29 protein-coding genes are annotated in these 26,430 nt (G+C 38.5%); 7 read left to right on the top strand and 22 right to left on the bottom strand.

Translation table 11 applies throughout. From position 1 onward, the window contains the following. Positions 1-267: a hypothetical protein gene (locus WAE59_RS23560; RefSeq protein WP_337858454.1), complete on the bottom strand. Its 267-nt coding sequence runs from the start codon at positions 265-267 to the stop codon at positions 1-3. Between the two features lie 88 nt (positions 268-355). Between WAE59_RS23560 and WAE59_RS23555 the strand changes: the two genes are divergently transcribed. Then, on the top strand, positions 356-787 hold the full coding sequence (locus tag WAE59_RS23555) for a hypothetical protein (protein WP_337858453.1): 432 nt from the start codon (positions 356-358) through the stop codon (positions 785-787). A 372-nt stretch (positions 788-1,159) separates the two neighbouring features. Here WAE59_RS23555 and WAE59_RS23550 read toward each other — a convergent pair whose 3' ends face one another. The 15 genes from WAE59_RS23550 to WAE59_RS23485 all read right to left on the bottom strand — a co-directional run bounded on the left by WAE59_RS23550 (position 1,160) and on the right by WAE59_RS23485 (position 15,449). After that, positions 1,160-2,023 carry a DUF4435 domain-containing protein gene (locus WAE59_RS23550; protein WP_337858452.1) on the bottom strand — a complete coding sequence of 288 codons (864 nt, stop codon included), beginning with the start codon at positions 2,021-2,023 and terminating at the stop codon, positions 1,160-1,162. A 1-nt stretch (position 2,024) separates the two neighbouring features. Beyond that, entirely contained in the window at positions 2,025-3,407 is a 1,383-nt protein-coding gene (locus WAE59_RS23545; protein ID WP_337858451.1) for an AAA family ATPase, read from the bottom strand. Positions 3,408-3,677: 270 nt separating this feature from the next. Next, positions 3,678-5,873 (bottom strand): DNA/RNA helicase domain-containing protein, encoded by a 2,196-nt coding sequence (locus tag WAE59_RS23540; protein WP_337858450.1) that lies wholly within the window; start codon positions 5,871-5,873, stop codon positions 3,678-3,680. Further along, complete coding sequence (locus WAE59_RS23535) at positions 5,870-6,199, bottom strand: nucleotide pyrophosphohydrolase (RefSeq protein ID WP_337858536.1); 330 nt, start codon at positions 6,197-6,199, stop codon at positions 5,870-5,872. Before WAE59_RS23535 ends, WAE59_RS23540 begins: the two co-directional genes overlap by 4 nt. A gap of 205 nt (positions 6,200-6,404) precedes the next feature. Continuing rightward, a complete protein-coding gene (locus WAE59_RS25900) occupies positions 6,405-7,019 on the bottom strand; it encodes an SLATT domain-containing protein (RefSeq protein WP_443147269.1) in 615 nt (204 codons plus the stop codon). Positions 7,020-7,142: 123 nt separating this feature from the next. After that, positions 7,143-8,243, bottom strand: a complete 1,101-nt coding sequence (locus WAE59_RS23530; protein ID WP_337858449.1) for a reverse transcriptase domain-containing protein — start codon at positions 8,241-8,243, stop codon at positions 7,143-7,145. 15 nt (positions 8,244-8,258) lie between these two features. After that, a complete protein-coding gene (locus WAE59_RS23525) occupies positions 8,259-8,531 on the bottom strand; it encodes a hypothetical protein (protein ID WP_337858448.1) in 273 nt (90 codons plus the stop codon). Positions 8,532-8,776: 245 nt separating this feature from the next. Continuing rightward, positions 8,777-9,763 (bottom strand): FRG domain-containing protein, encoded by a 987-nt coding sequence (locus WAE59_RS23520; RefSeq protein WP_337858447.1) that lies wholly within the window; start codon positions 9,761-9,763, stop codon positions 8,777-8,779. Positions 9,764-9,878: 115 nt separating this feature from the next. Beyond that, on the bottom strand, positions 9,879-11,039 hold the full coding sequence (gene hxsC / locus WAE59_RS23515) for a His-Xaa-Ser system radical SAM maturase HxsC (protein WP_337858446.1): 1,161 nt from the start codon (positions 11,037-11,039) through the stop codon (positions 9,879-9,881). A gap of 1 nt (position 11,040) precedes the next feature. Then, positions 11,041-12,540: a His-Xaa-Ser system radical SAM maturase HxsB gene (gene hxsB, locus WAE59_RS23510; RefSeq protein ID WP_337858445.1), complete on the bottom strand. Its 1,500-nt coding sequence runs from the start codon at positions 12,538-12,540 to the stop codon at positions 11,041-11,043. Then, on the bottom strand, positions 12,537-12,905 hold the full coding sequence (gene hxsD / locus WAE59_RS23505; RefSeq protein ID WP_337858444.1) for a His-Xaa-Ser system protein HxsD: 369 nt from the start codon (positions 12,903-12,905) through the stop codon (positions 12,537-12,539). The genes hxsB and hxsD overlap by 4 nt, the downstream gene beginning before the upstream one ends. Continuing rightward, positions 12,895-13,632, bottom strand: coding sequence for a peptidoglycan-binding domain-containing protein (locus WAE59_RS23500; protein WP_337858443.1), 738 nt, complete (start codon positions 13,630-13,632; stop codon positions 12,895-12,897). The genes hxsD and WAE59_RS23500 overlap by 11 nt, the downstream gene beginning before the upstream one ends. Before the next feature lie 48 nt (positions 13,633-13,680). Beyond that, the gene (locus WAE59_RS23495) at positions 13,681-14,100 is read right to left on the bottom strand and encodes a DUF805 domain-containing protein (RefSeq protein ID WP_337858442.1); all 420 of its coding nucleotides are present in this window, start codon (positions 14,098-14,100) and stop codon (positions 13,681-13,683) included. A 178-nt stretch (positions 14,101-14,278) separates the two neighbouring features. Next, a complete protein-coding gene (locus WAE59_RS23490; protein ID WP_337858441.1) occupies positions 14,279-14,905 on the bottom strand; it encodes a hypothetical protein in 627 nt (208 codons plus the stop codon). 358 nt (positions 14,906-15,263) lie between these two features. Then, positions 15,264-15,449, bottom strand: coding sequence for a CsbD family protein (locus WAE59_RS23485; RefSeq protein WP_337858440.1), 186 nt, complete (start codon positions 15,447-15,449; stop codon positions 15,264-15,266). A 143-nt stretch (positions 15,450-15,592) separates the two neighbouring features. Here WAE59_RS23485 and WAE59_RS23480 point away from each other — a divergent pair, with 143 nt between their 5' ends. Next, on the top strand, positions 15,593-16,336 hold the full coding sequence (locus WAE59_RS23480; RefSeq protein ID WP_337858439.1) for a hypothetical protein: 744 nt from the start codon (positions 15,593-15,595) through the stop codon (positions 16,334-16,336). Between the two features lie 38 nt (positions 16,337-16,374). Here the strand turns inward: WAE59_RS23480 and WAE59_RS23475 are convergent, their stop codons facing one another. The 5 genes from WAE59_RS23475 to WAE59_RS23455 form a co-directional block, all read right to left on the bottom strand. Beyond that, on the bottom strand, positions 16,375-17,061 hold the full coding sequence (locus WAE59_RS23475; protein ID WP_337858438.1) for a hypothetical protein: 687 nt from the start codon (positions 17,059-17,061) through the stop codon (positions 16,375-16,377). 225 nt (positions 17,062-17,286) lie between these two features. After that, positions 17,287-17,703: a hypothetical protein gene (locus WAE59_RS23470; RefSeq protein ID WP_337858437.1), complete on the bottom strand. Its 417-nt coding sequence runs from the start codon at positions 17,701-17,703 to the stop codon at positions 17,287-17,289. Between the two features lie 138 nt (positions 17,704-17,841). After that, positions 17,842-18,234, bottom strand: coding sequence for a hypothetical protein (locus WAE59_RS23465; protein ID WP_337858436.1), 393 nt, complete (start codon positions 18,232-18,234; stop codon positions 17,842-17,844). Between the two features lie 60 nt (positions 18,235-18,294). After that, positions 18,295-18,831, bottom strand: a complete 537-nt coding sequence (locus WAE59_RS23460; protein WP_337858435.1) for a hypothetical protein — start codon at positions 18,829-18,831, stop codon at positions 18,295-18,297. Between the two features lie 66 nt (positions 18,832-18,897). Continuing rightward, positions 18,898-21,195: a redoxin domain-containing protein gene (locus WAE59_RS23455; RefSeq protein ID WP_337858434.1), complete on the bottom strand. Its 2,298-nt coding sequence runs from the start codon at positions 21,193-21,195 to the stop codon at positions 18,898-18,900. A 261-nt stretch (positions 21,196-21,456) separates the two neighbouring features. Here WAE59_RS23455 and WAE59_RS23450 point away from each other — a divergent pair, with 261 nt between their 5' ends. Further along, positions 21,457-21,891 (top strand): hypothetical protein, encoded by a 435-nt coding sequence (locus WAE59_RS23450; protein WP_337858433.1) that lies wholly within the window; start codon positions 21,457-21,459, stop codon positions 21,889-21,891. A gap of 30 nt (positions 21,892-21,921) precedes the next feature. Here WAE59_RS23450 and WAE59_RS23445 read toward each other — a convergent pair whose 3' ends face one another. Then, the gene (locus WAE59_RS23445) at positions 21,922-22,764 is read right to left on the bottom strand and encodes a DMP19 family protein (RefSeq protein WP_337858432.1); all 843 of its coding nucleotides are present in this window, start codon (positions 22,762-22,764) and stop codon (positions 21,922-21,924) included. A 351-nt stretch (positions 22,765-23,115) separates the two neighbouring features. Here WAE59_RS23445 and WAE59_RS23440 point away from each other — a divergent pair, with 351 nt between their 5' ends. The 4 genes from WAE59_RS23440 (at position 23,116) to WAE59_RS23425 (ending at position 26,254) form a co-directional block, all read left to right on the top strand. Continuing rightward, positions 23,116-24,060 carry an ankyrin repeat domain-containing protein gene (locus WAE59_RS23440; RefSeq protein WP_337858431.1) on the top strand — a complete coding sequence of 315 codons (945 nt, stop codon included), beginning with the start codon at positions 23,116-23,118 and terminating at the stop codon, positions 24,058-24,060. Positions 24,061-24,155: 95 nt separating this feature from the next. Continuing rightward, positions 24,156-24,746, top strand: a complete 591-nt coding sequence (locus WAE59_RS23435; RefSeq protein ID WP_337858430.1) for a hypothetical protein — start codon at positions 24,156-24,158, stop codon at positions 24,744-24,746. 156 nt (positions 24,747-24,902) lie between these two features. Next, positions 24,903-25,250: a PadR family transcriptional regulator gene (locus WAE59_RS23430; protein ID WP_337858429.1), complete on the top strand. Its 348-nt coding sequence runs from the start codon at positions 24,903-24,905 to the stop codon at positions 25,248-25,250. Beyond that, complete coding sequence (locus WAE59_RS23425) at positions 25,196-26,254, top strand: permease prefix domain 1-containing protein (protein ID WP_337858428.1); 1,059 nt, start codon at positions 25,196-25,198, stop codon at positions 26,252-26,254. The genes WAE59_RS23430 and WAE59_RS23425 overlap by 55 nt, the downstream gene beginning before the upstream one ends. The last annotated feature ends 176 nt before the right edge of the window (positions 26,255-26,430 follow it).

Here is a 26,430-nt window from a genome sequence, read left to right as displayed (position 1 = left end):
TTACACAATTACATAACTCGCATACATCGTATCACTCTGCCCCTTGCCCTGGGAGGCAGCGTAGCTCATGTACCCATGGAGCCTATGGCCGGCAAGGCCTGGCGGCAAAGTAAAAAAGTACATTCCCTCGTGTCTTCTGGCGGCATCACGCTTCACATAGAAAAGCTGAGCATCATCGTCATAAATCAGGAAGGTGCCCAGATCCATCTGATCAGCCTGCGTACCAGAATTCCAACTGAAGACCAGCTCGCCCCCTTCATCCATCATGATCACTGTACAAAAGTTCGTAGCTACCGTTCCCTTGCTATAGCACAACTTCGAACAATCGATGTAAGGCTCTGTCCCAATATACGTTATGGCACGACTCAGGTCAATTGCATTGCTATATAGCTGCTCTCCACCCGTTGTTAAAACACGCTACATAAAAGACGTTTACATTTTTGATTATTCGAAGTATTCAGACAAAGGCTTCTTCTTTTCAGAATCCAATTCAGTAAATTTCAACTATGTACCAATCGGATCAGTAAATGCATATAATGAGTCTGGATATGAAATTATTTCTGCTATCAAAGAACACAAGAATAACGACGATGTGCTCATGACGGCAGAAAGCTTTCATACATCTACACGAGGTTACGGCAGTAAATTGATTTTAGCAGATAGGTCAGAACTTCTTGATGAGGTATATAAAGAAGCGGTAAATAAAGGTGCCAATGGCGTAATCAATTTGAAGTTTGTTTTCACCACAAAAAGTATATCAATTAGCGGGATGGCGATAAAGAGGTAGTTTAGTTGGTTTTGGATCACTATGTAACACACTCGCAACGAATACCACTTGACGTTACCTTCTATGTTTAATCTTTTGTTGCTTTGCAAGCTTAACTACAGCAGAAATTGTTTAAATATTTTAGTTGTCAATGTGTTACAGAAGTAACACATTGAAGTAGACGTGCAGATCGGAAAACTGTTAGATCCTAGAACTTTGCACAAGTTTCTCTGCTAATGTAAATATGGTTATGTTCAAAAGTCAAATATCTTACAGTATCCGAGCCAGACAACCTAAATTCTAAATCTCGACGATTATTTCCAGTTTAACAAACGCCTCAAATCTCCCTTGCTTATGTAAAGGAGATTTTTTTCAATCTAGCTTGATTAATTTTTAATTCAAAAATTGATCAACTTTATCCCGAAGAAAATGGAGCGATTCCAATCCTGAATTTTTACCCAATCTGTAGGCAAAACTCTCATCCGTAGTCTTATCGCTGATACCGAATTTGCCATTTAATTTAAATTTAAGAATGCTTAGCAGCATTTTACCAGGGAAGTTTTTAATAAAATTATCCATGGTAAAACATGCTTGACATAGTGCCAAATTATCAGAAAAGTTTTCGTCAGGATATTTCTGCTCAAATTCTTGCTTAACTAGCATTATATAATCGGGAATCCAACTCTGTCTAAATGTCCAAGATTCATGACCAAAATTAATATCTCTATTCAAATTAATAGAGTAATATGTCGCCTTCAGTCTAAACCTTGATATTATAAGATAGCAGCCCGCCAAAATTGATAGACTTTCTGAACACATTTTTAAAAGCTGAGCCAAATTTAATTCTTTCTTAATTTCACTTTTTTTTGATTTAGCCTTTTCCTCCTTTACATATTCAATCAATGAATCTTCCTCCATGAGATAGTTTTCAATTGAATATCTTTCTAAATAGATTAAGTTAGGAAGATGTTCTTTAGTATCATTTAAGTGGTCAAAATCGAGGTCAACTATGTAGATGTCCTTTTTACTCCCCGAATTTTCCCTTGCTGCTTTTTTTACAACGTCTTTCCTACCGATTCCAAATATTTTTGTCAATTGTATCATTGGAAATATTTTTCTAAGAATATTTAAATAAAAATCTTCTTTTGTTTCGTCTTCCACAAAAAAATTCAATTCATTAAATTGATCGTATAAAATACCAGCATTGTATCTTGCTCTTTCAGACCTCGTTGGAATCTCATTTAATATAATTTCCATGCTATTTATATGGATTGAAAATTCGACAGTTTTTTCTGTAGTTGCCAATAATTTCAGGCGAATGAGTTGCTATAATCAGTTGGCAATCTTTTCTCTTTAATCTCTTAACCGCAGTTAAAAAAAACTCTTGCCACTTAATGTGAAGAGAGAGTTCTGGTTCATCAATTAAGAATATCTTTTCCTCCTTATATCTGACATAAGTTAATAATATCAAAATCTGCCGCTCTCCAGAAGACAGTGAAACTATATCTTGATCTTCTAAAATCAAATTATTGGATTTGTCAATTACATTGTATTTTAATCGATTCGTTTTCTTATCGAAATAAATTCTTTTTGCAGAATCGATAAAAAATTCATTAACTACATACAGAAATTCATCCAAAGGTTCAGTTTCACTTCTAGTTTTTATTTCAAATTCGCTAAACGCGTTTACCAAGGTGTCAATTTTAGCAAATTGTGCAATGTTAACTATGTATGTCAAGTCGTCATCCTTCTTTTCACGAAGTTTAAGTAAGTCTTTTAGTTTTCCGAAATAGTTATCAATTCGACTATCTGTCAAATAACTAAAGTTGTCCTCAACCAGACTGCTGTCGCTATCAAGTACACGATTATTATCTCTTAAAAAATCTAGTATTTGATTATGAAGTTTTTCAAGCTGTTTAATCGTTGGTGGAGGTTGATTTATTAGACTTAATATTTGAGCATTTGAATAAACGTCATCAAAAGCGGCTAATACAATTGTTTCGTTTAGTTTTCTATTTAATTCCAGCAATTTGTTATTTCTCCGAGAAAATTGCTGAATTAACAATTCAGAAACAATGTCTATTGGAGTTTCTGAATGTATAGATTTTTCGGGTCGCAGTTTTATCCTGATCGTTTCATCGAACGAAATACCTTTTTGCTGATCGGTATAAAGCGTTCTATCTAAACCTATCACAATCGGCCTAGGTAAGTTTTTCCGTATAAAGTTCCACGTGGGTAGTTCTTCTTCATCCGGTTTTAAATTCCTAGATGAGATATATTGCTCATATTTTTTCTCAGGATTATTGAGCATGGACTTAGTACTGATTTCTAATTTTGCTGTCAAGGGCGGAAACGTTTTATCAGCGGTGATATTTATCAACTTTAATTCTAACAATTTTGAAGTTTGTGTAGCTGAAAGTACATATTCGAATTTCCTGGCTTCAAACTTCAATTCTATCAGTTCAAAGCATTCAGAAGCCAATCGTCCAATGTCCAAACGCAGAAGCCAATTTATCGCATTTAGCACACTAGTTTTCCCTGATCCATTGATCCCTACAAGCAATATTAAATCATCATCCAAAGTAAAGTCATGAGATATATATCCATGGAGTTTTTGGATTCTTACATTTTTTAGTTTCATCGTTAATTCATTTACGGATTAATACACAATACATTCGCTAATCTTATACTTTCACTACCTAGCATTTATTTTCCAATAAGTTATACGACCAAAGACCAGCACTAAGTTGCTAATACGCCTGGATTGGTATCTCTCTAATACATATGACATTTGGTGTTTTTCATAATAAAACTTTATTCGAGTATATTAAATTGAGCACGCTAAACAATGAATAAATGAAAAAGTCTAAGGTCAGCTAATTTTTAATACAATGTCTTATATGTTACGTTGTCAAATAAGTACTTGATCGAAAATCCCCATAACCTTGAACGAAGTTAATTCATTTTCAGTTAACTCTATTGCATTATAATCGGCCGAGTATGATAGCGGTCTGAGATTAATAGCTTTATGGGTCCATTCTTCATTGTTATTTTTTTTCTCACTATGGTATTCTTTTACAGTATACCCAGACCCAAAATCGGCGTCATGAATATTTGTGCTTTGCACTAAGACGATTTTACCTTCCCTACTACCACCCGGATCTTCTCTAAAGAGACAATACGCACCATTGGGAATCTTTTTATTCATAGACTCCCCCACTACCTTGCAAACAAAGTATCCAGGTTTCACAGAGATAGTCATAGGTAACTCTATCCAATTCAAATCAGAATGCCCCTGTAGATCACTGAAATCCCCGGCAGCAACCGATATATCAATTAATGGCACACAGTTTACATATGGCTTTATTTCTTCATCTTTCAGAATCCTAAAAGGCAACTTTGGTTGATGTGAAACAATATGATTTTTCAGATACTCTCGTAAATCTTCATTACATGCGTAGATGAAAGTGCCACGGATTCCACGATACATTATCGTCTTATAAATGTTGATGATGTACCCCTTTAAATCCTCAGCATTGGCACCAGCCTTTCCATTCCTGTCGAAATATAACTTAGGATCTACCTCAATCCTATTTAGTGCCTTATTGTAGCTTATTTCTCTTCCAAAAATAACGCCGGTATAATTCAAATCATACCCCTGAGTGGTGTGAATACATCCGATTTCATTGAAAGCATTTGGAGAATTGATCCAGTCTTCATCCGTTTGATTCCATTGAAACTTCATATCCTCTATTTCAATATCAATGGCGTCCCGATTTTCAATGGGTTTTGATGCCCAAGGCCAAGCATAACCAGCTACTAGTCTACAGAGACCATATTTTTCTTCTTTCTTACTAAGTTCTTTATAAAGCTCTTTCAGCGAATCGAACACATACAACTCATAATCCGAAGACTCAAATTTTTCTGTAGTCTTACGGCTTACGTGCAACAATTGATCAACAAATTCAATATAGTTCTTCCCGCCCTTGACGCGCATCTGCGACTTCAGTTCAAGTCTTAAGGTACTTTCGTCATCAATTAACAGACGGAAGTTTTCAGCCTTCACGTCCGAAGGCTTTACTGATTGATCAGCGTCATAGAAGAAAATCTGGTTCTTACTATTTGCTAAAATCCAATCTAACTCTGTTCCATTATCATCTAAACCTAACTTCTGGTTGTTTTTTTGGAACGCTCCCATCCAACTGATGTTTTTGAACTGACGAAGACGATGTGCTTCATCCACAATCAGCAAATCGTATTTCTCCTTCTTGAAGGTTCCTGAAGGATTGATAATCATAGATGATTTCAAACCAGGGATTTTACTGAATACATTTTCTAGTGTCTCCCTCAGTGAAGTCATGGCAATCACCAATCCGATCTTTGCATTGGGATATCGTTTTTGGAATGCCAGTATGTAACGAATCTCCTTTAGCTCATCTTCATTATACTCGTCCAAATCATCGCTTTGTATTTTTGAGCATAATAGCTTAATGATATATGTAGCTAAAACCGTCTTACCGGTTCCAGCACCACCTTGAACAAAGATTCTTTGAGACTTGCCTTCGGTAAGTCCTTCTAATATCTCGATTACCGAATTGTATTGATCTTCGTTTAGTGCCTTATATGGCGAGAACTTGAATAACTCTGAGTTCTCAATGTCGTGCAGTGATTTTGACACGACCTTCTTAGCCATCAGCTTGGTCCAAATTTCTTTAAAGAGATTTCTGTACAAATCCTGCTGGTAGTAGTTGTGGTTAATCAACCCAAAGTTTCCATTCTCCAACTCATATGTCCCCTCAGCAGTAATGTATTGGATCAAATTAGATTCAATATCTAAAGTCGCTGACTTGTTAAACTTATCACTACCGATAATGGAGATCTTATTGAAAATCGTGCTCTTTTTGGGATTAGTTAAGTGATTTCTAACCCGGCTAGCGGCATTAGTTGACTCGCCGACATAAGCAATTTTCTTCTGATCATTTTGCAGGAAGTACAATAATGGCCATTGATTTTTAACCCAAGTATTTTGATCAATCGTGCTTAGCGCCTGCTTGCTAAAATCATATTGCTCGGAAACTTCAACTGAGAGGTCAAATGATAAACTCATAGATCAGTATACTTCGTTGCTGTTCCCTTAGCTTTATCTACAGGATATTTTTCTGCATTTTTCTTGATCTTATCCAAGAGTATTTCATTGATATCCAGATCATACTTTTCTGCAAGCAATATAGCATAGGCAAAGACATCGGCCAGTTCTTCTTTAATTTTTTCAGGATTAGCTTCCTCTGGCTTTTTCCACAGAAAAAGCTCATTTAATTCTGCGGCTTCAATGGATAATGCAAGTGCCAAATCCTTAGGGTTGTGGAATTGCTCCCAGTCCCGCTCGTTCCGGAAATTGAGTAGCGCTTGTTGTAGATCTTTCCAGTCAGTCATAGTCTTCAAAACTTGAGTAAATTAAGAAAAATATTGTATATCATCCGATAAGTGAGGATGTGAGGTGAAAATTTGTCGCTTATGTTTGGGAGTGATGTGAACTCCGGATTTTCCGCAAGATAATCATAATTACTGCGATACCTATGGTCTTAACTGTGTCATTGACCATTATTCGGCTCGAAACTAATTTTAACAACATGTAATATTAAACGTCTGTTACTAATAAAATATATAACGCAATCAATAACGGAGGCACAAAAATGCACACCATGTATTTGAGGGTAACCTGAATAAAACTCAAGATTACGACACTGATCTTAAAGAATTTTGGGTTCTTTATGTCAGGAAATTCGGATACATTATTAGCTTTAAAGACTGCTAAATCTATTCCCTTATGGTTACCTTCATACTTTGATATTACTAAATTATACTCAACAATGAGATCATTTATTTGGCTAGAAGTTGGCTCTATTGCGCTAAATTTTAGAATAGAAACCTTATCGTAGATTAGACTCAATTCCTTTCCACAATCGTGAAACCTCATCGCTTTCGATGTAAACTCTTTTGAAGACACAAATTGCCCTACGCCCAGCATCAGTATGGATAGTATTATCGTAAATATCGTCGTTTCATCAGAAGGAAAATATTTACGAAAATTGGGTATTAGTGGTAATAGATTAACTGCAAGGACGTATACATTTAGTATCAATAAGGTAAAACTAGACAACGATGCATGTTGTTCATATCTTCCATGAGCGTTAAATCGACAACCTTTTGTCATCCAAATTTTTTTATACCAAATGTTAACTGTTGACTCCATATAAACTATAATAAGGGGTGCTTGAAAAATAAAGAGAATGTCCCAACTAAGGGAATTAAACCATAAAGGATTATATTAGATATACTTAAAAAACTAAGTCCCGTAGAACGGAAGCACCCCAACTCAAATATAGCTGTATCCGACATCTTTTTCCAATTTTCTGAGCTGATTTTGTTTAAATCTTTCATAATACATTTTGATGGTTGCAGCATCATAATGAACAGCTGGATTTAACACTCCTCTATGAATCAAAAATTTGGCTTTTTTAACCGTTGAATCATGATTGTTGTAATTCAAAATATATTTCGTTGAAGCATTGTATTTTATTTCGTGGTAGGTTCTAACCAATTTTTTCAGATTAGGAGCAGGCTTGTGATCAAAGGCAGATATCGATAAAAAAAATGATTCTATGATCTTATCCAATTTAAAAAGCAAATTTTTATCTGTTATTTCAGAAAAGAAAAATAACCAACCGAATCTTCTATTATCGTTTATTGCTCCCGTAATTCTCTCGTTTAGAGCATTGATAAATACCTCTTTAAACATATCATCATCATCACCAAGCCATGCAGGACGCTTGCTCTTATTATTGAAGCCTAACTTGAAATGAGTGAAAAGAGCAGCAATAGATGAAATGAATTTCTGAATATTTGCTGCAGATACACTAATCTTTCCTCCGATATTATACCCGAGATAATTTATTCCGTCGGCTAAATGACCATTGTGGGTTTTGGATTTATTTGTTTCTAGGTTTAATACTTTGAGGTGCCTCACTATGCTTGTTTCACTTGCAGATGGAAGCTTGCCTTCAGACAAAATCAACATGTCATCAACGAATCTTAAATAAAGATATTTCCTCTTAGATAGAGATAAATCAAGATCGAAAAGATATATGTTGGCCAAAACATTTGATATGGACAATCCTTGAGGGATACCAAATTCATTAACATATTGGATTCTATTCGTGGGTGAAATATTTATAGGTACCGTTGGACTATTTAAAGCTTTCGATAGCATGGAGTTAAATATCTCATTTTTTACACGCCCGTCAATTTTTTTTGTTAGGATATCCCTATTGATGTTGTCATAAAACTCTTTAATATCAGCTTGATAATACTGAACATTCTTACTTTTCGCAATATATTTTTTAATTTGACTGATGTATAGGTTTGGCAGCTTTTTGTTAATGCTATCTGGAAAAAATTCATGTAAGATCTCCTTCATAATTTTAAGTACTATTCAATCTCTAATTGTAGGAATAGATATTACCCGAGGATACTTTTTTTGACCTTTTAACTTTAACTTTTCAAGATATGGGGAGAATTTATAAGTACCATTTAAAACCTTAGTCTTAATTATTTTGAATTGTATCTCTTTTTGTTTCTCAAAAACATCCTCACCAATTTTATCAATCCCCTTGCTAGACTTATTCTTTAATCCAAAATAGACTTGCCTTATATTTGGGAGGTAAAAACGGCTTTTGATATACTTGTCTAAATCAGTACTTCTCATTATGTAGGGTCATTATGGGTAAAATTGTTTTACCTGTTCTGCAATTGGAATTACAAAGAGATCGAGAATTGGTAGTCTGGCTTATCAAGATAGGCACATACTGCTGCCGATGGATTCTCCCTTCAAAGAAAAAAGGATTTTCAAACATTCGTTTATATTTGGTTTGGTATGTTAAAGTAAACAGTCATGGTTAAGAAGCGTTAAAAAGTTAAACTGTATCAATAAGATACTGTTAGATAATACCATTATAGCCCTTTAAAATTTTTAAAGGCGCTCAGCGCGATAAATTCTTCTTGCGGATATATAAAATCCCGTGTTATACCTTTGTAGGAAAGTCGATTCAAGATGTATTCGCCAAAGGACTTGTGAATATCCCAGCAGTGTATTTTCTTTAAACTAAAAGTTCTATTGAAACTTGTAAATTTCCCGTCATTAAAATAATCCTCTAATGGATGCTCAGAGTCAGAGTTGAACACAAATAGCCCTTCTTGGTTTATGATATTTAAATTGTGTTGGTTGTAAACCAACTGAAAACCTGGACGGCTTGGAATTGTAAATCGTGTGCCCCTATCCTGATATCCTGGAAGGTAAAACAATCTTAATTCTTCAAGTCTAGAATAATTAAGATTTTCTAAATTATTTAAAACCTCGCTATCATCAACATCAATATTACCATGTTTGGATAATAGTTCCTCGATGTTTTTTGTATTAGACTCCAGATGGTTCAGAATAGAAATCAAGTCAGACTGATTTGTATCTATCGCATAAATCGAAAAATAATTATCAATATCTTCAGAAGCATAATGGCTCATTCCATCCATGCAGAAAAACAAACCGCATTCAAAATTATATGAGAAGTCCAGCAAAGGAGTTGGAGAGCCGTAATGCTGCAAAAAGCTCAGAATGGAAAAATCATAAGCATTATGCCCGAAAGCATTAAAGAATTTAACCAGTAAATTGCTTTGAAATGCTTTTGCATAGTCAATTTCCTGTTGGATAAATTCTTGATAGGACTTCCCTAGTTTTTCTAATTCTTGTCCTGTCCATGCTCTTTGACCAGAATTATATAATTTAAACTTTGCGTTATTTACGCCTCTGAATATGTACCTTTTCGAGTCATCCTTCATACTCCATGTTTCAAGCAGTTCATCGAGTTCTTCTTTTGAATTTATTATCTTGTGATTGAAATGATGAGATTTTTCTTCTAGATTAGAATAAACAGGTGTATTCATTGTTGTTAAAAATTTAGTTATTTATATCAAAAGTAATTCTGCGAAGCCTAAATAAAAAGTAGTTTTGGAGGCTTGTTTTGAATTCTTATTTTATTTAGATCTTGTACTGTAGATTTCACTTAATACTCCCCTCAAAAAAATGATTGGTTATTGCTTTTATAAATTCACTATGCTTTTTCTGCCCAGAAGCAAACAAACCTCCACACTCATCAACTACCCCGCAAGTCTTACACTCATCCAAATACACGTTTTTCCAATCAGAAATCGACTTCCTGGTATATTGCCATAGTTCCTCCGGTAGCAAACATAGCTGTGAATTGTAAATGGACACATTCATATCCTTATCAGAAAGAAAAGTAACAGCCTCCCCTAGTTCCTCCATGTAATCCACAGGATCTACCCATAGCTTATCAATGTTAAATGGTGTATAACCTTGATGCTCCAAGCCCATGAAGGTAATGTGCTCAACAAAGGGCAGGTTCTTGTAAATGTATTGAGCCAATTTCTTAAGCCGAGGTATAGACTGCTTCTGCAATACTACTCTGATCTCCAGGCGCACGTTGTTGGCTGCCAAATTATACAGACCTTGTACCGTTTGGTTAAAGGCATCCTTTGCCTGAACGATGAAGTCATGTGTTTTATAGTCATCAGAGTACAATGGGATACCCAACATCAGCTGGTTATATTTCATGGCTCCAAGCCTGTCGGCCAGATTTTTCCAGGCAAAAGACCTTCCATTTGTAAGGCAGTGAACATCCGTGTTAGGCAGTTCTGATTGTATCTTTGCCAACAACTCATAAAATAAATTGCCAAGTAGAGTTGGCTCACCCCCCGTTATCCCCAATTCTAAGCAGTCTTTTGGAATGAGCGGAATCAACTTTTGATGTAAGTTGTGTAGGTAATAAATGTCTTCTCTATCCCTTGGTGGCTGGGAACACATCAAACAATTGCTATTACACCTTTCAGTAGCCAATAGGAAGTTCTGGTGAGAATTTACTCGATATAAAGTATTGATCACGCCATCTGTATTAGCTACGATAATGTCGCCCTCAGCAAGATGATCTAGGCTTTGAACACTATGAATAAAGGGATTGGCAAAACTAACCGTTCCGAGAGCTAAGTTTGTCAGCACCAAATCGAAACGCCCCTTATTTTCTATAAAGTAGTTATCGCAAATCAAAGCTTGATTCGGCATTGCAGAGTTCTGATCTCGAGTTACTTTGAGTACTAACGGCTCTGTGATGTTTAAAGGTTTTCCTTTTGTCTTCAACAACATATCAATTCCCCCTTACCCAATTGTTAAATACTTTCAATATACGTGGATCAGAATCCATCAGCTCAAAAAGGTGCTTAATGATCGCCATGTTTTTCTGACAAAAAACATTGGTTGGCCTATGCCCATACATGTCGCCCTGAGTGGAATGACATAATACTGGATCCGCACCGCAGTAACTCTGGAAAGCACAGTCAGAACACCCCGGCAATGATTCGTTTATGCCTGCTTCGGTTATGGCTATAGCTTTGTCACTGTAAAATATATCGTTATAAGAACTGGTATCCAGATTGCCTAACTGGAAGGTAAAATCTTTCATTTCAGCTAACATCCTTGCTTCATCGGAAGCATAAATCTTGCCGTCGTAGTTGAATACAATCACGTTATTGATCATACCTGCTGGCGACTGTAGGTCAACATAGCCTACGGGAAAAGGAGTCAGTATCTTCTTCAGCAATATTGTTGCATAGTCTTCCCTAAAGGAACGACCGTTGAGGTTATATTCTATAATCCGATCTAAACCCTTCTTGTAAAATTCCAGAAACCGCTCAGTATTGTATTTGTTCTTTTTAGCATTCTTTGTGGCAAAGCCGAAAGGACTAATAGGTCTTAAGAAAATACTGCCAAAGTTCAGGTTGTAATATTCGTCGACAATCTCATTTGGATAGTCTAATGAAAGCGTAGAGGTGGTAAGCAATGCAGAAACGCCGTCCTCCCCTAATACTTCTCTGGTCAGATCAATCCCTCTCCTGGCCAATTGGTAGCTATCATTCCCCTTCTTATGTCTGTTTTTGTTGTGTATAAATTCAGGTCCATCAAGAGAAGTAGAGATGAGTATTTCATGCTCTTTACAAAAAGCAAGCATCTCCAAAGTTACCGGAGCAAGATTAGTACATATGACAAAAGTAATCTCTTTGTCAAAGCGGACAGCTATTTCTTTTGCTTGAATAACAGCATATTTAATATTCTCGAAAGCAAGTAAAGCTTCACCTCCCTGAAATTCCATGGTCACATGCGGATTGGGAGATTGCATCATCAACGCTATTCCCTTGTCTATATGTGAACGGGACATATCAAACGCACTCTTATCTTCACTTACCCGCGATACCTGGCAGTAGTGACAGGTATGCTCGCAACGTAATGAGATCACAAATATGTGTAGTGCTGTAAAATGGTCTAGGAAAGATTTCTTAGTCCTATACCTTGTAGCAATTACATCTATAAGAACGGGAATCCGCTCTTTTGAAATAAAGAAATTAGCAATCAGATCGGCATATAATTCTTCGTCGCTACTATTGAGTTGTTTAAGAATGATACGTTCTGCAGTGCCTTTACTGACGATAAGGAAATCCCCAACCTCATTTACCAGAACCTCTTTTTCCTCATTCAAAGAAATGAACCGAAAAGGTAATAGAAAATAATCAGCATAGTTATGCTCATAATAATCGAAATCATTAAACTTTCGACTTTTCTTAGCGATGTTCAGTTCTGCTACGGCAATCATATCAATGCAGGATTAAAACCGACAGGATCAGAAACTTCTGTTTTCGGCATTTCAGCCTCCATCTCGTAGTTTGCGAATGCTTTTGCTACTATCAGTTCTCTGATTGTTTGAGTTTCCTTATTGACGATTTCACGAAGTTTAAAATCGATCAAGTTTTGCTTTACACGTTCAATCACCATCGCAAAATCACAATCCGTATTTGTTTTGGGAGACATGGTCACTTGATAAATACTTTCGCCATCAGAATTAATGTCTACATCAAAATCACCAGTGTACCAATAGAAGCATTTGTGAATGGTTTCTATTGAATAAATTGCTTTATCAATCGAAAACATACATACTTGATCTGTCAATTTATAATTCATCAACTTTATCTTTTAGGATAGCGTATGTTTTCTGACCCACTTTACCGTCAGGTTTCAGCTCATTTTCCCGTTGGAATTTTTTGACAGCAGCATCTGTCTGGTCACCGAAATAACCCGTTGTAGGTGTGCTGTAGCCAGCTGCAACTAATAAGTTTTGAAGGTATTCCACATCTATACCCTCGCAGGTTTTGTATAAAACACGGTAGTAATAATTTAAGATTTCCAGTGTACCTATGGCAACTTTATCTGTTCCAACGTATCGACTGTTGTTTCTTATGTTCGTTTTTATCGCCGTTGATCGTTTTGCTGTTGTTGATGGATAACTAGTAGTTTTGGACGTAGTACCCGATGAAGACGATGGTGTATAAGAAGAAGCTGGAGGACTTACGGTCCGCACCGGAGTTGGCGGTGGCGTGTAACTTGAAGAAGACGAATAATGAGATGAGTGAGATGAATGCGAGGAATGTGACCGGTGTGAGCTGTGAGAACTATGCGACCGGTGCATGAACAACATACTCTTCTCGGGATTGCTGTTCAATCTCAATGTGAACTGAGGTTTTAACTCCTTTTTAAAACTGACCTCAATATTTGAATGGTCGGGGGTAGGTGGAGTATTAATTTCAACTGCTTGCGCTTCAGTGCCTATTAGCGCACTTAGGGAACCAGAAATCACCGCCATGGTTTTCTTCGCTAATTCTAGAAAGCCTTTTTTTTCCTTAAATTTCATATATGGTTATGTTTGGTTTATATCAATTTTATCATGCGCTTTTTTCCGTCATTCTTTCTTTTGTATAATATCAACTTCCCCACCAGTATCACTCGGCTGTAAGTCTTCATCCCCTTTCCCCTGTTCTTCCGGAAAATATTCATAAACTAAGTGTTTCGGATTAAGTCCATATTCATTACCCCCTATCTCTCCATCTGCAAAAAACATCCACAATTGATAAAAAGGGATAATCTGCCAGATACCTGAATTTCCTCTATCATGGCAGCGCTTCGCTCCTTGAGCCAGCATAAACCAGAAAGCAGGAATGTATAATACTAAACTAATGATCGTTGCGGTGCCACTTGCCGGAGCACCAAGCATGGTCACCATTATGCTGATGAAGCCGCATAAACTCACGTAGATGAGATAACTCAGGCCATACTCCAGCCTGCGGATTCTCCCTTCAAAGGAAAAAGGATTTTTGAACATACGTTTATATTTGGTTTGGTTGGTTACAGTAAAAAATCATGGTTAAGAAGCGTTAAAAAGTACAAATGTATCAATACGATACAATTCGATAGGAGAGATTAACCAAATATTATTAATATTTACCTAACAACCAAACGTTGTAAACAAATTTTTGAAAATAATTCAGAATGTTTAACTCCTACCCTTTCTTCATCAGGCTTTCCTTCTTCATCTTACCATAGTATTGCTCGGTCATGTCCAGGTAGCTGGCCAATTCTTTGAAACTAAAAATTTCTTCTATTTTTCTGCCAAAAAATGCAATCATGGCATCCCTTCGCTCCCATTTATCCATCCGTAATAGCCAGGAGCGCTCTTGTTCATAGCGCTTATTTTCTGCCACCACGTTGATGGCCAGTGTTGCCGCTTCGGGTGCTTTCATGGCCAGTTCCTGGAAATCTACTGTGCTAAAGGGAATAAACACCGAGCGCTTCTTCACCACATAGTGCAGATTAGAAACCGCACCATTGAAAAAACCATGCTCATCCAGCATGATCGTCCCTGCAGGGTAAATGCCAACAATCACAGGCGATCTCACACCATTCTCATCAGCTACCAGCTCATAGCAGCAGCCAAAACCCTCATCTATCCAAATTGCGGTCTTAGAAACTCCTTCTTCTTTCGGACATTCGAAATTGGATTTCCGTTTGCTATCTTCCAGCATCGGGTATATAGTCTCCAGAAATTGATCGCTGAGTTTTGCCCTATTGGACAGATAAATGAGGAGCCTGCCTGCCGGCTTGCCCTCATCAAAATAATGGTGGTTCATAAGATTACGTTAATTTGGCGTTTACTTTAGTTAACTAAATATATTTCTATTTTGAGATATACTCCAAATTTTTGTATCATTTGGTACCGCCTTTCCTATATAAAAAGCCAGAGAAATACCAGAGAAAGACTAGAGAAAAGCCTTACCTGGCGGGGTCTTGGAGGGGCCTTAGGCCGGGGTTTGGCAGGGGTTGACCGGTTGCCAACCAGACCAAACCCGCTAAAACACTTGGCTAAGTCCGCTATAGCTATGGAATTTCTATGGGCCTATGCTTGGTTATGAATTTAAGGAAGAAAAAGGATTGCAAATTTGAACATTAAAAAAGCCCCGGTCTATAAGATCCGGGGCTGATATGATTTTAAAGTGATTTGATCCAGTCGACCAGCTCATCTCTCGTTTTACCGGTCTTTTGCTGTAGTCTTCCATACAGTTCATCGTCTTTACCTTCTTCGTGTTTCAGGTCATCATCGGTCAAATCGCCATAAGCTTGCTTCACTTTACCTTTGATCTCGTTCCATTTACCTTTTAATTCCAACTTGTCCATAATACTTGTTTTTTGTGTTTTACCAGATAGTTAGCTAAATAACAGGATTAATATAATTTTGTTTGCTCAGACATATTCAACATATGACGAGCTTTTAAATGGAATTGGCACGATATTGAAAAGGTATCCTTGAAAACACAGCAATGAAAAACTTGTTTAAAACGGCAATCTTTGTCGCCCTATTCTTAATGACGATGCCTTCCAAAGCCCAGCTGAGCATTTGTTACGATAAGGATGGATTTACGAACGTTAGAAAATCTGCGTCGATCAATTCCAAAGTGATTGGCAAAATCACCGAAGGTCAGGTGTTCGCAATTGCCTCCTACACGCAGGAGGAAGAAAACAAATCTCCAGACTGGGTTGCCGTTAATTTCCCCCTGGCTGTCAAGAAATATGGTGGTGACCTACTTAAGTTTTCCGGTAAAGAACAATTGGGCTACATTCACAAAAGCAGATTAGTAAGACTGGAACAATTGCCAAGTTTAGATTTGATGAAATCGGATGCAAACACCGTGACACATGACGATGGCTATTTCGCCGTGACCATTGAGACTGGTGCATTCAGGCCAAAGGATCACCAGGTCATTCAACAGAAGACCGGGACTTATTTAATAGATGGGAAAAGAGCCTTCGCATATTACGGGGCAGAAACCCATGAGATCAAGCGCATTACCCTAAAATCTAAAACAGGAAAATATATCGTTCCCGCGCAAACCTTTAAAAATCTATTTGGTGTGAGCGCAGTTTACACTACGGTGTACCGGGGCGAAAAAGAAGAGTACTACATCGTATTTGATGCGGGTGACGGAGCTGATGCCTATAACATCGTTTATTGCTGGAAGGACAACAGGCTATTTTCAATGACAGTAACTTCGACTATTCCTTAGGTTGCCACGTAAATTCCTTACTCTATAGATACTGCAGCCTAAACATCGTACAGGCTAATGAAACTGGAACGGCCATCCTCTCCTGGATAATAATAACAAACCACCAGATACGAAATCGGCTTATCCAGATAGGCCTTTTCAGTGTTAGAGAATTTTAGGTTCGTCCGCATACTGTTGAGCACCGCACTGTCCAAAGCAGCATTGCCAAATTTCTCCAGCTGTTTTACAGCTGTAACCGAGAAATTTGTAGCCAGTTCAATTTGGAAAACAGCGATGCGTTGTTTAGCCTTATACCCGTTGATGCTTTGTAGCTGATCATTCCAGGTAAATATATTTCCAAGACTGCTGGAAAACACATTGTGCCTCTTGAGGTATTCCACTGCTTCCAGCTTCAATTCATTGGAACTTCTATATTTTTTATAAAGCCCTGGTTCCTTAACAGGGTCAAACAGGTCTAGGTGTTGACTCCCTGAACAGAAGCCAAAACTTAATTTACCTTGAAATTCAGTAGCAAATATCAACCAGGTAGTCTGCTTTTTTGGTAAAAAATAACAGGAACCGCCCCTGCTAAAAATTTTGATCCGTTTCAAGGATTTACCCTTGTAAAGATTAATGACCTCTATTTCCGCATCATGGTATTTCGAATCTAGGGAGTCGGGCGTTACATCAATGATCTTTGCTGTGGCAACGAAACCTGCGCGTTGAAAGTTGTCAGCTAGCCTCATTGGAGCGCATTTACAGGCCATTGCAGCAGCAGAAGTGCAGACAAATAAAAGGAGCAAAAAGTAATGTTTATACATAATAGAGACAGGGAGTTAGAGCGCCTGGTAGCGTAAAGCTAAACAACTAAAGCCAAATTTACAAGCTAGTTGGTTAAGCTAGCTGTTGTGTTGTACATCAAAGTTTTGAGCCTGATCTGACAAATAGACCTTACGAAAAAACTCGTTAAATTATGGTGTATTAGGTTGCATTTCCAAATCTTCTCCGGTAAGCGCAAAGAAAAGGTTTTGAACTTGATGGACATGATTTATAGCTAGAACTCTTTCAACAAGATCACCTTCCATAAAATTCATTACATCGAGATTAAACTTGTGATTGGTTTCGCTATAATAAAGTCGAAACTTTCCAGTAAAGTTCAATGGAGAGAATGTAGGAAAGCCTTCTGGCACGGTATCCTCCATTTCTATAAATCCGAACTTCAGTAACCATTCTTCAGTAATTGCTATGCCTTGGATGTCCGCGGCCTTGACTGAATACGTATCGATTACACAATCTGATTTACCGATATTAGTTACTTGTCCCTGAAGCCAGGAACGTCCGCTTAGAAAATTAACTATATTTCCGAGCCTTAATTCTTTCGATTCCATATTGTTAAGTTAGATAATTCTATTCCTGTTATATTTTTTAGATTAGAAGAAACCATGTTAGTGAGACAAAAATAATAGCGTCCTAAAATTACTACCTTAGTAGCAAGGCAGAATAGACTAGTTTATGATCTAAATCGATCATTTGATCTTGTAAACTTCATCACGAAGTACTGTAGAACTGAAGTTGGACCTTGCTTCTATTTGGTATGAGTTTTTTGAGGAGCTGAGTATCTTGACCGTTAAAATTGAATTTTTCGGTATCTCGGGATTTTTTATCAAGGTCAAGGAATCAGGGCGCAAAGTATAACTACAATCATCAATCCAAGTGACATCGAATGACATAGGTACTTCCGCATCATTGAAATATTCTAATTGCTTACCTGCATAACGCTTAATAACAACTGATTTCTCTCCTGCTGCCATTTTGAATGTTCCTTCGTGGAATTTCTTACATTCAGTTTTTGTAGGTGCAGGGCTACAATTTATTAAGAGCAGGCAAGCGACTATTGTTATTGGTTTGATGTAGAGCATATTTAATTTGATTAGTCAAATATAGAATTCGGCACCTAAGCACCTTGAAAAATTTCAACGTTAGCTGCTCGGAACTACTGATGCAGAAAGCTGTTTAAGCACAAGTTGTTTATTGAAGTTGGGAAACAGTTTTTTTATCGTCTTCTCGCTTAGGTCTCCGGTATAGAATTTCCAGGTCTTACCATTATCTATGCTGACAGCAAGTACATCCGACGAAGTGATAAAATGAGCTTTCTTCGTGCTCATAGAAACCTTTTGCGGGATGGCACAATGTAGTTCATTTCCAGCTTTGTAGATTTTACTTACTTCTCCCAATTCAACGCTGTGAAAAGCCATTCCCTCTGCTTTCATACCCGCTAATGTGTGTTTCATATTGGAAGTAAATTCTGCTTTACCGCCTGCGTTAGCTATGAGTCTTGCCTCTGTGTATTTCAGTGCGATTTCAAAATTACCATTCCAGAAACACTCTGCCCATGTTCTGGCAGTTCGTTTTATTGCCGCAGTGTCCTGTGCCTTGACATTAATGAAAGATATTAGTAACAATACGAAAACTGAGCAGGACTTTCTAGATTTCAATAAAAGAATGAGATTTTGCATTGCGATAATTTTTACGCAAAATACTAAAATCCCTGTTCTCCACAAACCATGATAGATTGTTGCCTTTCAATCAGTCGGATACAGCTTTGCAAACTGCTCAATGACTTCTTCCCAATTGTCGCCAAATGCCACTTCTATCATCCGGCCATTTGGTGACACGAGAATCTTTGTTGGATATCCAGTGACATGGTATTGATTTGCTATGGTGTCGTTTGCCATAGCCACCGGAATGGTAAATTTATTGAAGCTTAGATAGGACTTTACTTTATCCGCATTGTCCCGGCAGGCAACGCTCAAAAATTTCATGCCCTTATGCTCCTTATCGCTCAATTTCTGATGGAAAGCATTTAATTGAGGCATTTCCTGTCTGCAGGGCTGGCACCAGGTTCCCCAAAAATCAATCAGCAGCCAATTGTTTTTATAATCGCCAAGCGTATGTTGGGCGCCATCAATGCCTGTTAATGTAAAATCCGGCGCGGCTGGCCATGTTGGCACCACCTCCTTAGCGAAAAAGCGTTTAAAATCCCCTTTTGGGAGATATTTACTGTAGCTCCTTTCCATTGCACTGATGTTCTTGGGCGCTGAGTTTAACAGTTTCACAAAGTTTTGAAGTGCCGCTACGGTATCGCGATTGTCGAAAAGCTGCTCCATATAGCTATCGCGGTAACTTTCTTTCGCATGCCGTAAAAAGAGGCGGTCAGTAGCGTAGTGATCATTGCCAACAGTAGTGCCAGCAGGAGAACACAATGCGGCCTTGGCCAGATACTGTGCTGCATTTGCTGAGTCTGTCCCTTTAGTAAATAGGTATTTGGAGTAATAAGCATAAGCAAGCAAGGTCTTATTGCGGGCGATATCGTACTTCGTACTGTCCGCTGTTCTAGCCTCTAAATTGCCCATCGTTTTGGCCAGTAAAGTTTGGGCGACATCAGGCCTGTTCACATCCAATAGCATGTTGTAGAGCATCAAAGCATACCAATTGCTATTTGCCAGGTCGATCGACTTCCCGGTCATCTTCATCAGGCTGTTGGCTGTTTCAGTGAGCTGCTCCGGATCGTTTTTGCGCAACCGCGCATTTGCCCAAAGATTGAAAGCCAGCGTTTTTTGACGGAGCACTTCAATGGGCGATTGCTGGTACAGGTCTATCAATAACTTGTATTTTTGGTCATCAGCTGAGGGTTCTTTGGTGTCAATAAACTTTTGGGCAAAACTGTTCTGCAGCCAATCGTCAAATCGTTGCAGCTGATATAAATTCCGACTTACGTCATAAGATTCCTTTGCCGACATTTTCTCCATCTGAAAGAGCTTGTTCAGCAGGTGATTGCTTTGCTCCCCAGTCAAAAAGCTATTGGGGGTTTCAAATAGTGCTTTATTGTACACATCCGGCGATGCTGTCCATTGGATAAACTGAAGCCTGCTAGCCCTGTAATATGGGTCATTGTAGTATAATGGATCGTGTCGCTTAAAGTAATTGTTCAACTTAACCGTATCGAAGCCAACGCCCTTCACGAATGCAGTACTGTGGTACACATTTAAGTTCATGTACATATTTACCCAGGCGGTGTCTGATTTGTATTTGTTGACTAGAGTGCCTAAGCGCACCTCGTTATTCTCATTGATGAGGTAGCCATTTGGCATTTTGTAGCGGTGCACAATATTGGCTTTTTGTACCAGGCCGGTGTTAGCGCTATAGGTATAGGTCCTTTCTGTAGCACCTCCGGGCATATTGTTTGTCAGGTCTTCAGCCTGTTTGTAAGTAGCTGAAATGGTGGTCAGATCGTTTTTTTTCGCTGTAATCAGGTAAGTTAGTTTCTGATCGGGATTGGTCCAACTCTTACCGATAGCTAGTTTTTGATCTGGCATAGCGCTGAAGAACAGCTGGATCAGGTTGCCCGGATAATTGGCACCATTGCCCATCATCTGGTCTTTCAGACCCTGGTTTAGTTTCCAGGTATTTACGGCATCACTGAGGGCTTCTGTAACCCCTTCCAGCTTGATCAGCTTACCACTTGCATCAATGGTTGCCTTCAATGGCTTATTTAGGAGTGCTAAAGGCATAAATACCTCTGTGTTATTGAACTGGAGTTTACTAATATTATCAGTTTCCAGGGCGATCACTGTCCCGTTGGGCTCAGTACTATTTTCAGTGATTACCGCTTTTACCAGCCGGCATTCGTATATCGTGTTCGATCCCTCCTTTCCTACGTAATGAAACTGGAAGATGCTTTGCCTTGAGCTTTTTTGACTGCCACTATTGACGGTACTGATACTGAATTCAAAATCTTTCTTTTGGACGGAGCCGGGTTTTTGTGCATGGCAATAGGAAACTGCCAGGAGCAGGATTAAAAATAAGAAGCGCTTTTTCATCGAACAGGTTTGGTGGTCATGGTGTGTAATGATAAATGTAAATTTATGAGGATGTCCGAAAAGGTACGTACGTCATCCTGAATTTATTTCAGGATCTACGGACATGCTATTTACACCATGCTCAAGCGGGGATCCTGAACTAAATTCAGGATGACGAGAAACATAGAATAGTAAATTGCACCTTTTTGGACACCCTCTATTTCCAGGGAAAAATTTAGTCAGACTGGATTTTCTTATCTTTATTACCAAATAGAAACTCAAATGAAACCTAACAGGATCTTATGCAAACCGGAAACGAGTTCGATTGACGAAGCGACGGAGATCCGGCTTGAAGGATTTACTTTATCGCAACTCGAGGCTTTTCCCTGGGCAGAGTGCCGCAATTTAACTTCGCTTAATCTGGTTTTCTGTGAAGGGATGAGCATAGCGCTGATCCAATCATTACCCAGGCAATTGAGCAGTCTAGTGGCCAATGTAGACAATCTGGATGTCCTGACAGATCAGGTATGGGATGATTTCAGATACATGACTAAGCTTCATTTGAACGGAAAATGGAACAGCCCGCATGCGCTCGTCGAGGCTTTCGATCAGCAATACCCGAATATTGGCTTTTCATTTTATCATCCGGAAGATGACTCCTATCACAATTCCTTCGAATACAGGCAAGGCAAATGGGAATTTCAGTATTTTAAATAATTAGCTTCCTGATCGGAACACAACTGTACACTAGAATGATGATTTGTGGTTCGCGACAAACTTAATATTCAAGTCGTTCAAGTTTTCCTGGTAATCCATAAATCGTTCGTCCAAATCCTCCCAGATGGACTTGTTAGGATCAATTTGCTTTACAAGTGCTATCCTCATTGTTCGATCTTTAGGAACCTCCCTGTTTGGAAATAGATCAATAGCTTGTCGCAAAACGTTCGCCGTTTTAACTGCACCAATCTCCTTCAGGCTCAATAGGGTTTCATGAGCATGGTCACCGCTAGAATTCATGAAATACTGCCAGAAGCCTCCGTTATTCACCTCACGTTCCAAATTCTGATTGAGGTAAAACTTCTGCTGTGGTATTGTAATCGCTTCCATATCATCGCCGTAACTACAGGCATTCCCGATAAAATTGTCGATTTCTATTATGCTGTCATTTACATTTTCAGCATGGAGTAACTCATCTAAATTGTCCATTCTATTTATGGACAGTCCAGCGTTTTTATAACCAATTTCTGGTTTCCCAATCTCTTCTTCGTTGTCGTCAAAATATATTCCCTTCGGATTAGGCCCATACTCATTATCGCCTATTTCGCCATCTGCGAATAGCATCCACAAGCCGTAGAAGGGTATGATTTGCCATATTCCACTATTGCCCCTATCATGGCAGCGTTTCGCCCCCTGCGCGAGGAGGAACCAGATCATAGGAATCAATGTTAACAGCATCGCTATTGAAACCAATAGATTCTCTATTTCACCAATCATTTCAATAAATAACAGAAAAACCAGATACATAAGATAACTAAGGCTATATTCCAGCCTACGGATTCTCCCTTCGAAGGAAAATGAGTTTTTGAACATACTTTTATATATGGGTTGCTTGGTTACAGTAAAAAAATCATGGTTAAGAAACGTCAACTTGACCAAATATCATTAATATTTACCTGCGCTCAAAATCGGATTTCAGCATTATCTATTTCCATATTTCAAGCTTATAAAATTGCCTGGATTTTATCACCTTGCATAAGTAAGGAATTAATAACCACATAATGAAAAGTTACTGTATAGGCTAGACTCTTTGTAGTATCGATAGGAGTTCCTGTAGGGATAGTCTTTTTGATCAGGAGGTTTACTATTAAGTCTAAAAGCGACAACTGATAAAACAATTTACTCGGATAACTAATTACGTTAATACCGAAATCTTAAAATATAATGAATACCATTCCGGAACAACACAGACAAGCCCTATCATCAGCCATTGCTAAAGGCGAATTTGATAGCATGCGCAGCATAATTGAAGCAAACAACATCGACCTAAACGCTTACGAAGAACAATTTCACACGCCGATTTTGATGGGCGTTCTCACTTCATATGGCATCAAAAACGAAAACGAAAGAGTGGAGATGCTGCGTTATCTTCTTGAAAATGGTGCCAATCCAAACCTGAATTGTAAAGCGGGCTACAACAGCCTACATGTGGCGGTGCAACAGCAACGCTTGATTAAACCGCTGGACTTGTTTTTGGACTTTGGCGGTGATGTAAACCTGGCGGATAATAACGGCGGCACCGTTGCATATTGGGCCATTCAAAGTTTTCCATGGCGAACTGAGGGCGAGGAAAGGCAATTTCATTTGAAAGTTTTGGAGAAGATATTTATGGCAGGTGCGGACCTGGACCGCAAAAACAAATATGGCGTGACGCCAAGGATATGGCTGGAAAGAAGCGCTGAGGATGTAAAGGATTTGGCCGGGAAATGCGAAAAGTTAAAACCGGTTTACAAAGCCAGCGAAACACAGCAGCCGGAATTCCCAACCAAACTCAAATACCCGGAAATCGCAAAGCACATCAGGACAAATTTAATTCCTGTCCGTGGAAAGGCAGATACCACCGAAGGGGAAATGCTAAGGGGATTGGATAATTTGAGAGATGAAGCCCATAGGAATGGCAATGTGAACTTTGGCAAAACGCATAAGGAGTATGCAGATTTTATAGCCAGCACTTTGACCCAAGCTCCGTTTTTTGACAAGAAGGAAAAAGACAAGATCAGCAGCGCTGCTAAAAAACTGACCTATGCTAAAAAGCCTTATCTGGAAGATGATGTTTTTGATTACCTGACTGATCAGATCTGTGTGTATTACAAGCAGAAGAATGCCTGAAGGGTTCTCCTATCGTCAATACTACGAAGCTAGACAAACGCAAGCTTGCATTTTAGATTGCAATGATGTTTTTTATATTTGTAGAAATCCTCTCTATGAAAAACATCCTGACAGCCAGTATCGTCGCACTATTTTTGCTCTCTTCCTGTGGTAAAGAAGTCAATTCGCCTGAAATACAAAAAATTGATTTCAATAAGGCCTCAAAAGTTTTGATGGACAGCATTAGGCCGGTCATAAGAGGCAGCTGGAAGATAAAAACCTTGACCTTAAGGCCTAAAAATTTTTACGCCAATCCAAAAGATCAGACGAACGACACTGTACTTTATAATTTTGGCGACTTGCACCTAAACCATGTGAATTCCGAAGGTTATTACGAAAAATACAATGACGTCACCGGAAACCTTTATTTTAACAATAAAGTGCACGCTGTCGGTTTTACAATGCTCGCACAATCATCCAGAATCACGGAGAAAAAGGGACCTCAAGCCGTTGCATTCTTCGAATTTCGTGTTGCTGAAGGCACACCATTACCCTCTATTCGTCCTACAACTCCAGAAGAATCCTATCTAACTGAGATCGGGCTAATCAACGATAATTTCTATATTGAAATCAGTAAAGACGGAAAATCAATGACTTGGACAGGCATGAGCCGCAGAATCCGGAGCATCTATTTTGAGAAAGAATAGCACAGGTCATCTCTTAGGGGGAGATTTCATAAGAAATCACTTAGGATAATCTTAGCTGCAATAGAATCAGGCGTTTTAAAAAAATCACTATACACTATTGCTTTACTTAGAACTTCTAGGTATGTTTGTAGTATGCTAGAACTAAACAAGGATTTAATGGCCAGTTCCCTGGCGCCCTTAGTGCTACTGATACTAAAGCGTCAGGAGAGTTATGGTTACCAGATTATTCAGGAGCTCAAAGACAAGACCGAGGGTGAACTGCAGGTGGCCGAAGGTACCCTCTACCCTGTTTTGAAAAAAATGGAAGCCAAAGGCTGGATCTCTGGCGATTGGAAAAAGGTAGAATCTGGCCGAGAGCGCAGATACTATAACCTTACCGACAAAGGCAGGCATGAACTAGATGCGCAATTTTCTCAACTCAACTATATTAACGAACTAATCAACAAATTATGGAATCTTCCAACTTCAACCTCGACCAATCCATTCAAGCTTACATCGATGTAATCAGCAATCAGGGCAGCATTACGGGTTCGGATGCTGCTGAGCTGAGGGATCATCTTTATGATGCCACAGCCGACCTGATGCAAAGCGGGTTATCGACCGAAGAAGCATTTATGATCGCGACGAAACGCTTGGGCAAAAGTGAATTGCTTAGCGCAGAATATGGTAAAGTGAATGTTTCCGTGATGACCAACAAAGTTTGGGCATACCTGCTGGCTGGATTTAGCATCTTTTACGTGCTTGGTTTCTTCTTGTTTACATTAATACCCATATTCTATAATTTTGTTTTTGAAAACTTCCGTACGTCGGACACCTCCGTAGCCATTGTAACCAGCTTTCATGTGATGTTTATTGGATTGAGCTGGTATGCCCTCAAATTCAAAAGGAAATTTTCCTGTTTTATAGAGCGACAAGTGGAGCGCAGAGCAACGGCATTGTTGGTATTTTGTATAGTGATGGTTTTTGGCCTTTTCTTTTTTGGAACATTTTCACAAAAAATATTACCTACGCATTCTGTCGTTTATTATCCTGTGCGAGGTTTCGAAAGTCCATGGACTGAATTTTCATTCTATATGGCATATTTAAGTTTGGCGGGTGTATTATTGAGTCTGGTATTTAGCGTAAACAAAGTCGAGGCATTGACTGCTAAAACCTTGCTCCAGAAACCTTCAATAGCTTTTCTGGTGATATTTGGATTCGTTGTGGAGCTGCTTGCAGCTTCTACTAGAGTAATTCGTGTAGATAACATTATTTTCTCGTCCATATTATTCGGATTAGTGTATCTGCTTGCTTCATTTTCAATAGTGTATTACAATAAAAACAATCACGTAAAGTATCTGGCTATTGCTTTCCTACCAGTGTTTTTGTTGGAATTAGCTGTGGGACTTTCCGTACGAGAAGACTTAGATGTCCTATATTTCACCGCAGCAACAATTCTGGCTGTCTACGGCGGCAGGATATTTGGCCTCGCCGCGGCTGATCGTAGAGGCTATGTGCTAGAGGAATAACCGTAGGATGGGACCATCTACAGAGCCTTCATGGTCGCATAAGGAGCAATGTACGGCAGAATAATGCCTGAATTTGCTTATCTTCATTCCAAGATAGATATTCAACCAATGGTGGCCGCTAATAGTGGACCCAGTAAGCAAAGTAAGGACACGAACGAAGATTTTCGTAAGACTCA

The sequence above is a fragment of the Pedobacter sp. GR22-6 genome, from assembly GCF_037402555.1.
GTDB lineage: Bacteria > Bacteroidota > Bacteroidia > Sphingobacteriales > Sphingobacteriaceae > Pedobacter.
Note: the sequence above shows the minus strand (reverse complement) of the source record. Positions and strands in the feature narration are given on the sequence as shown.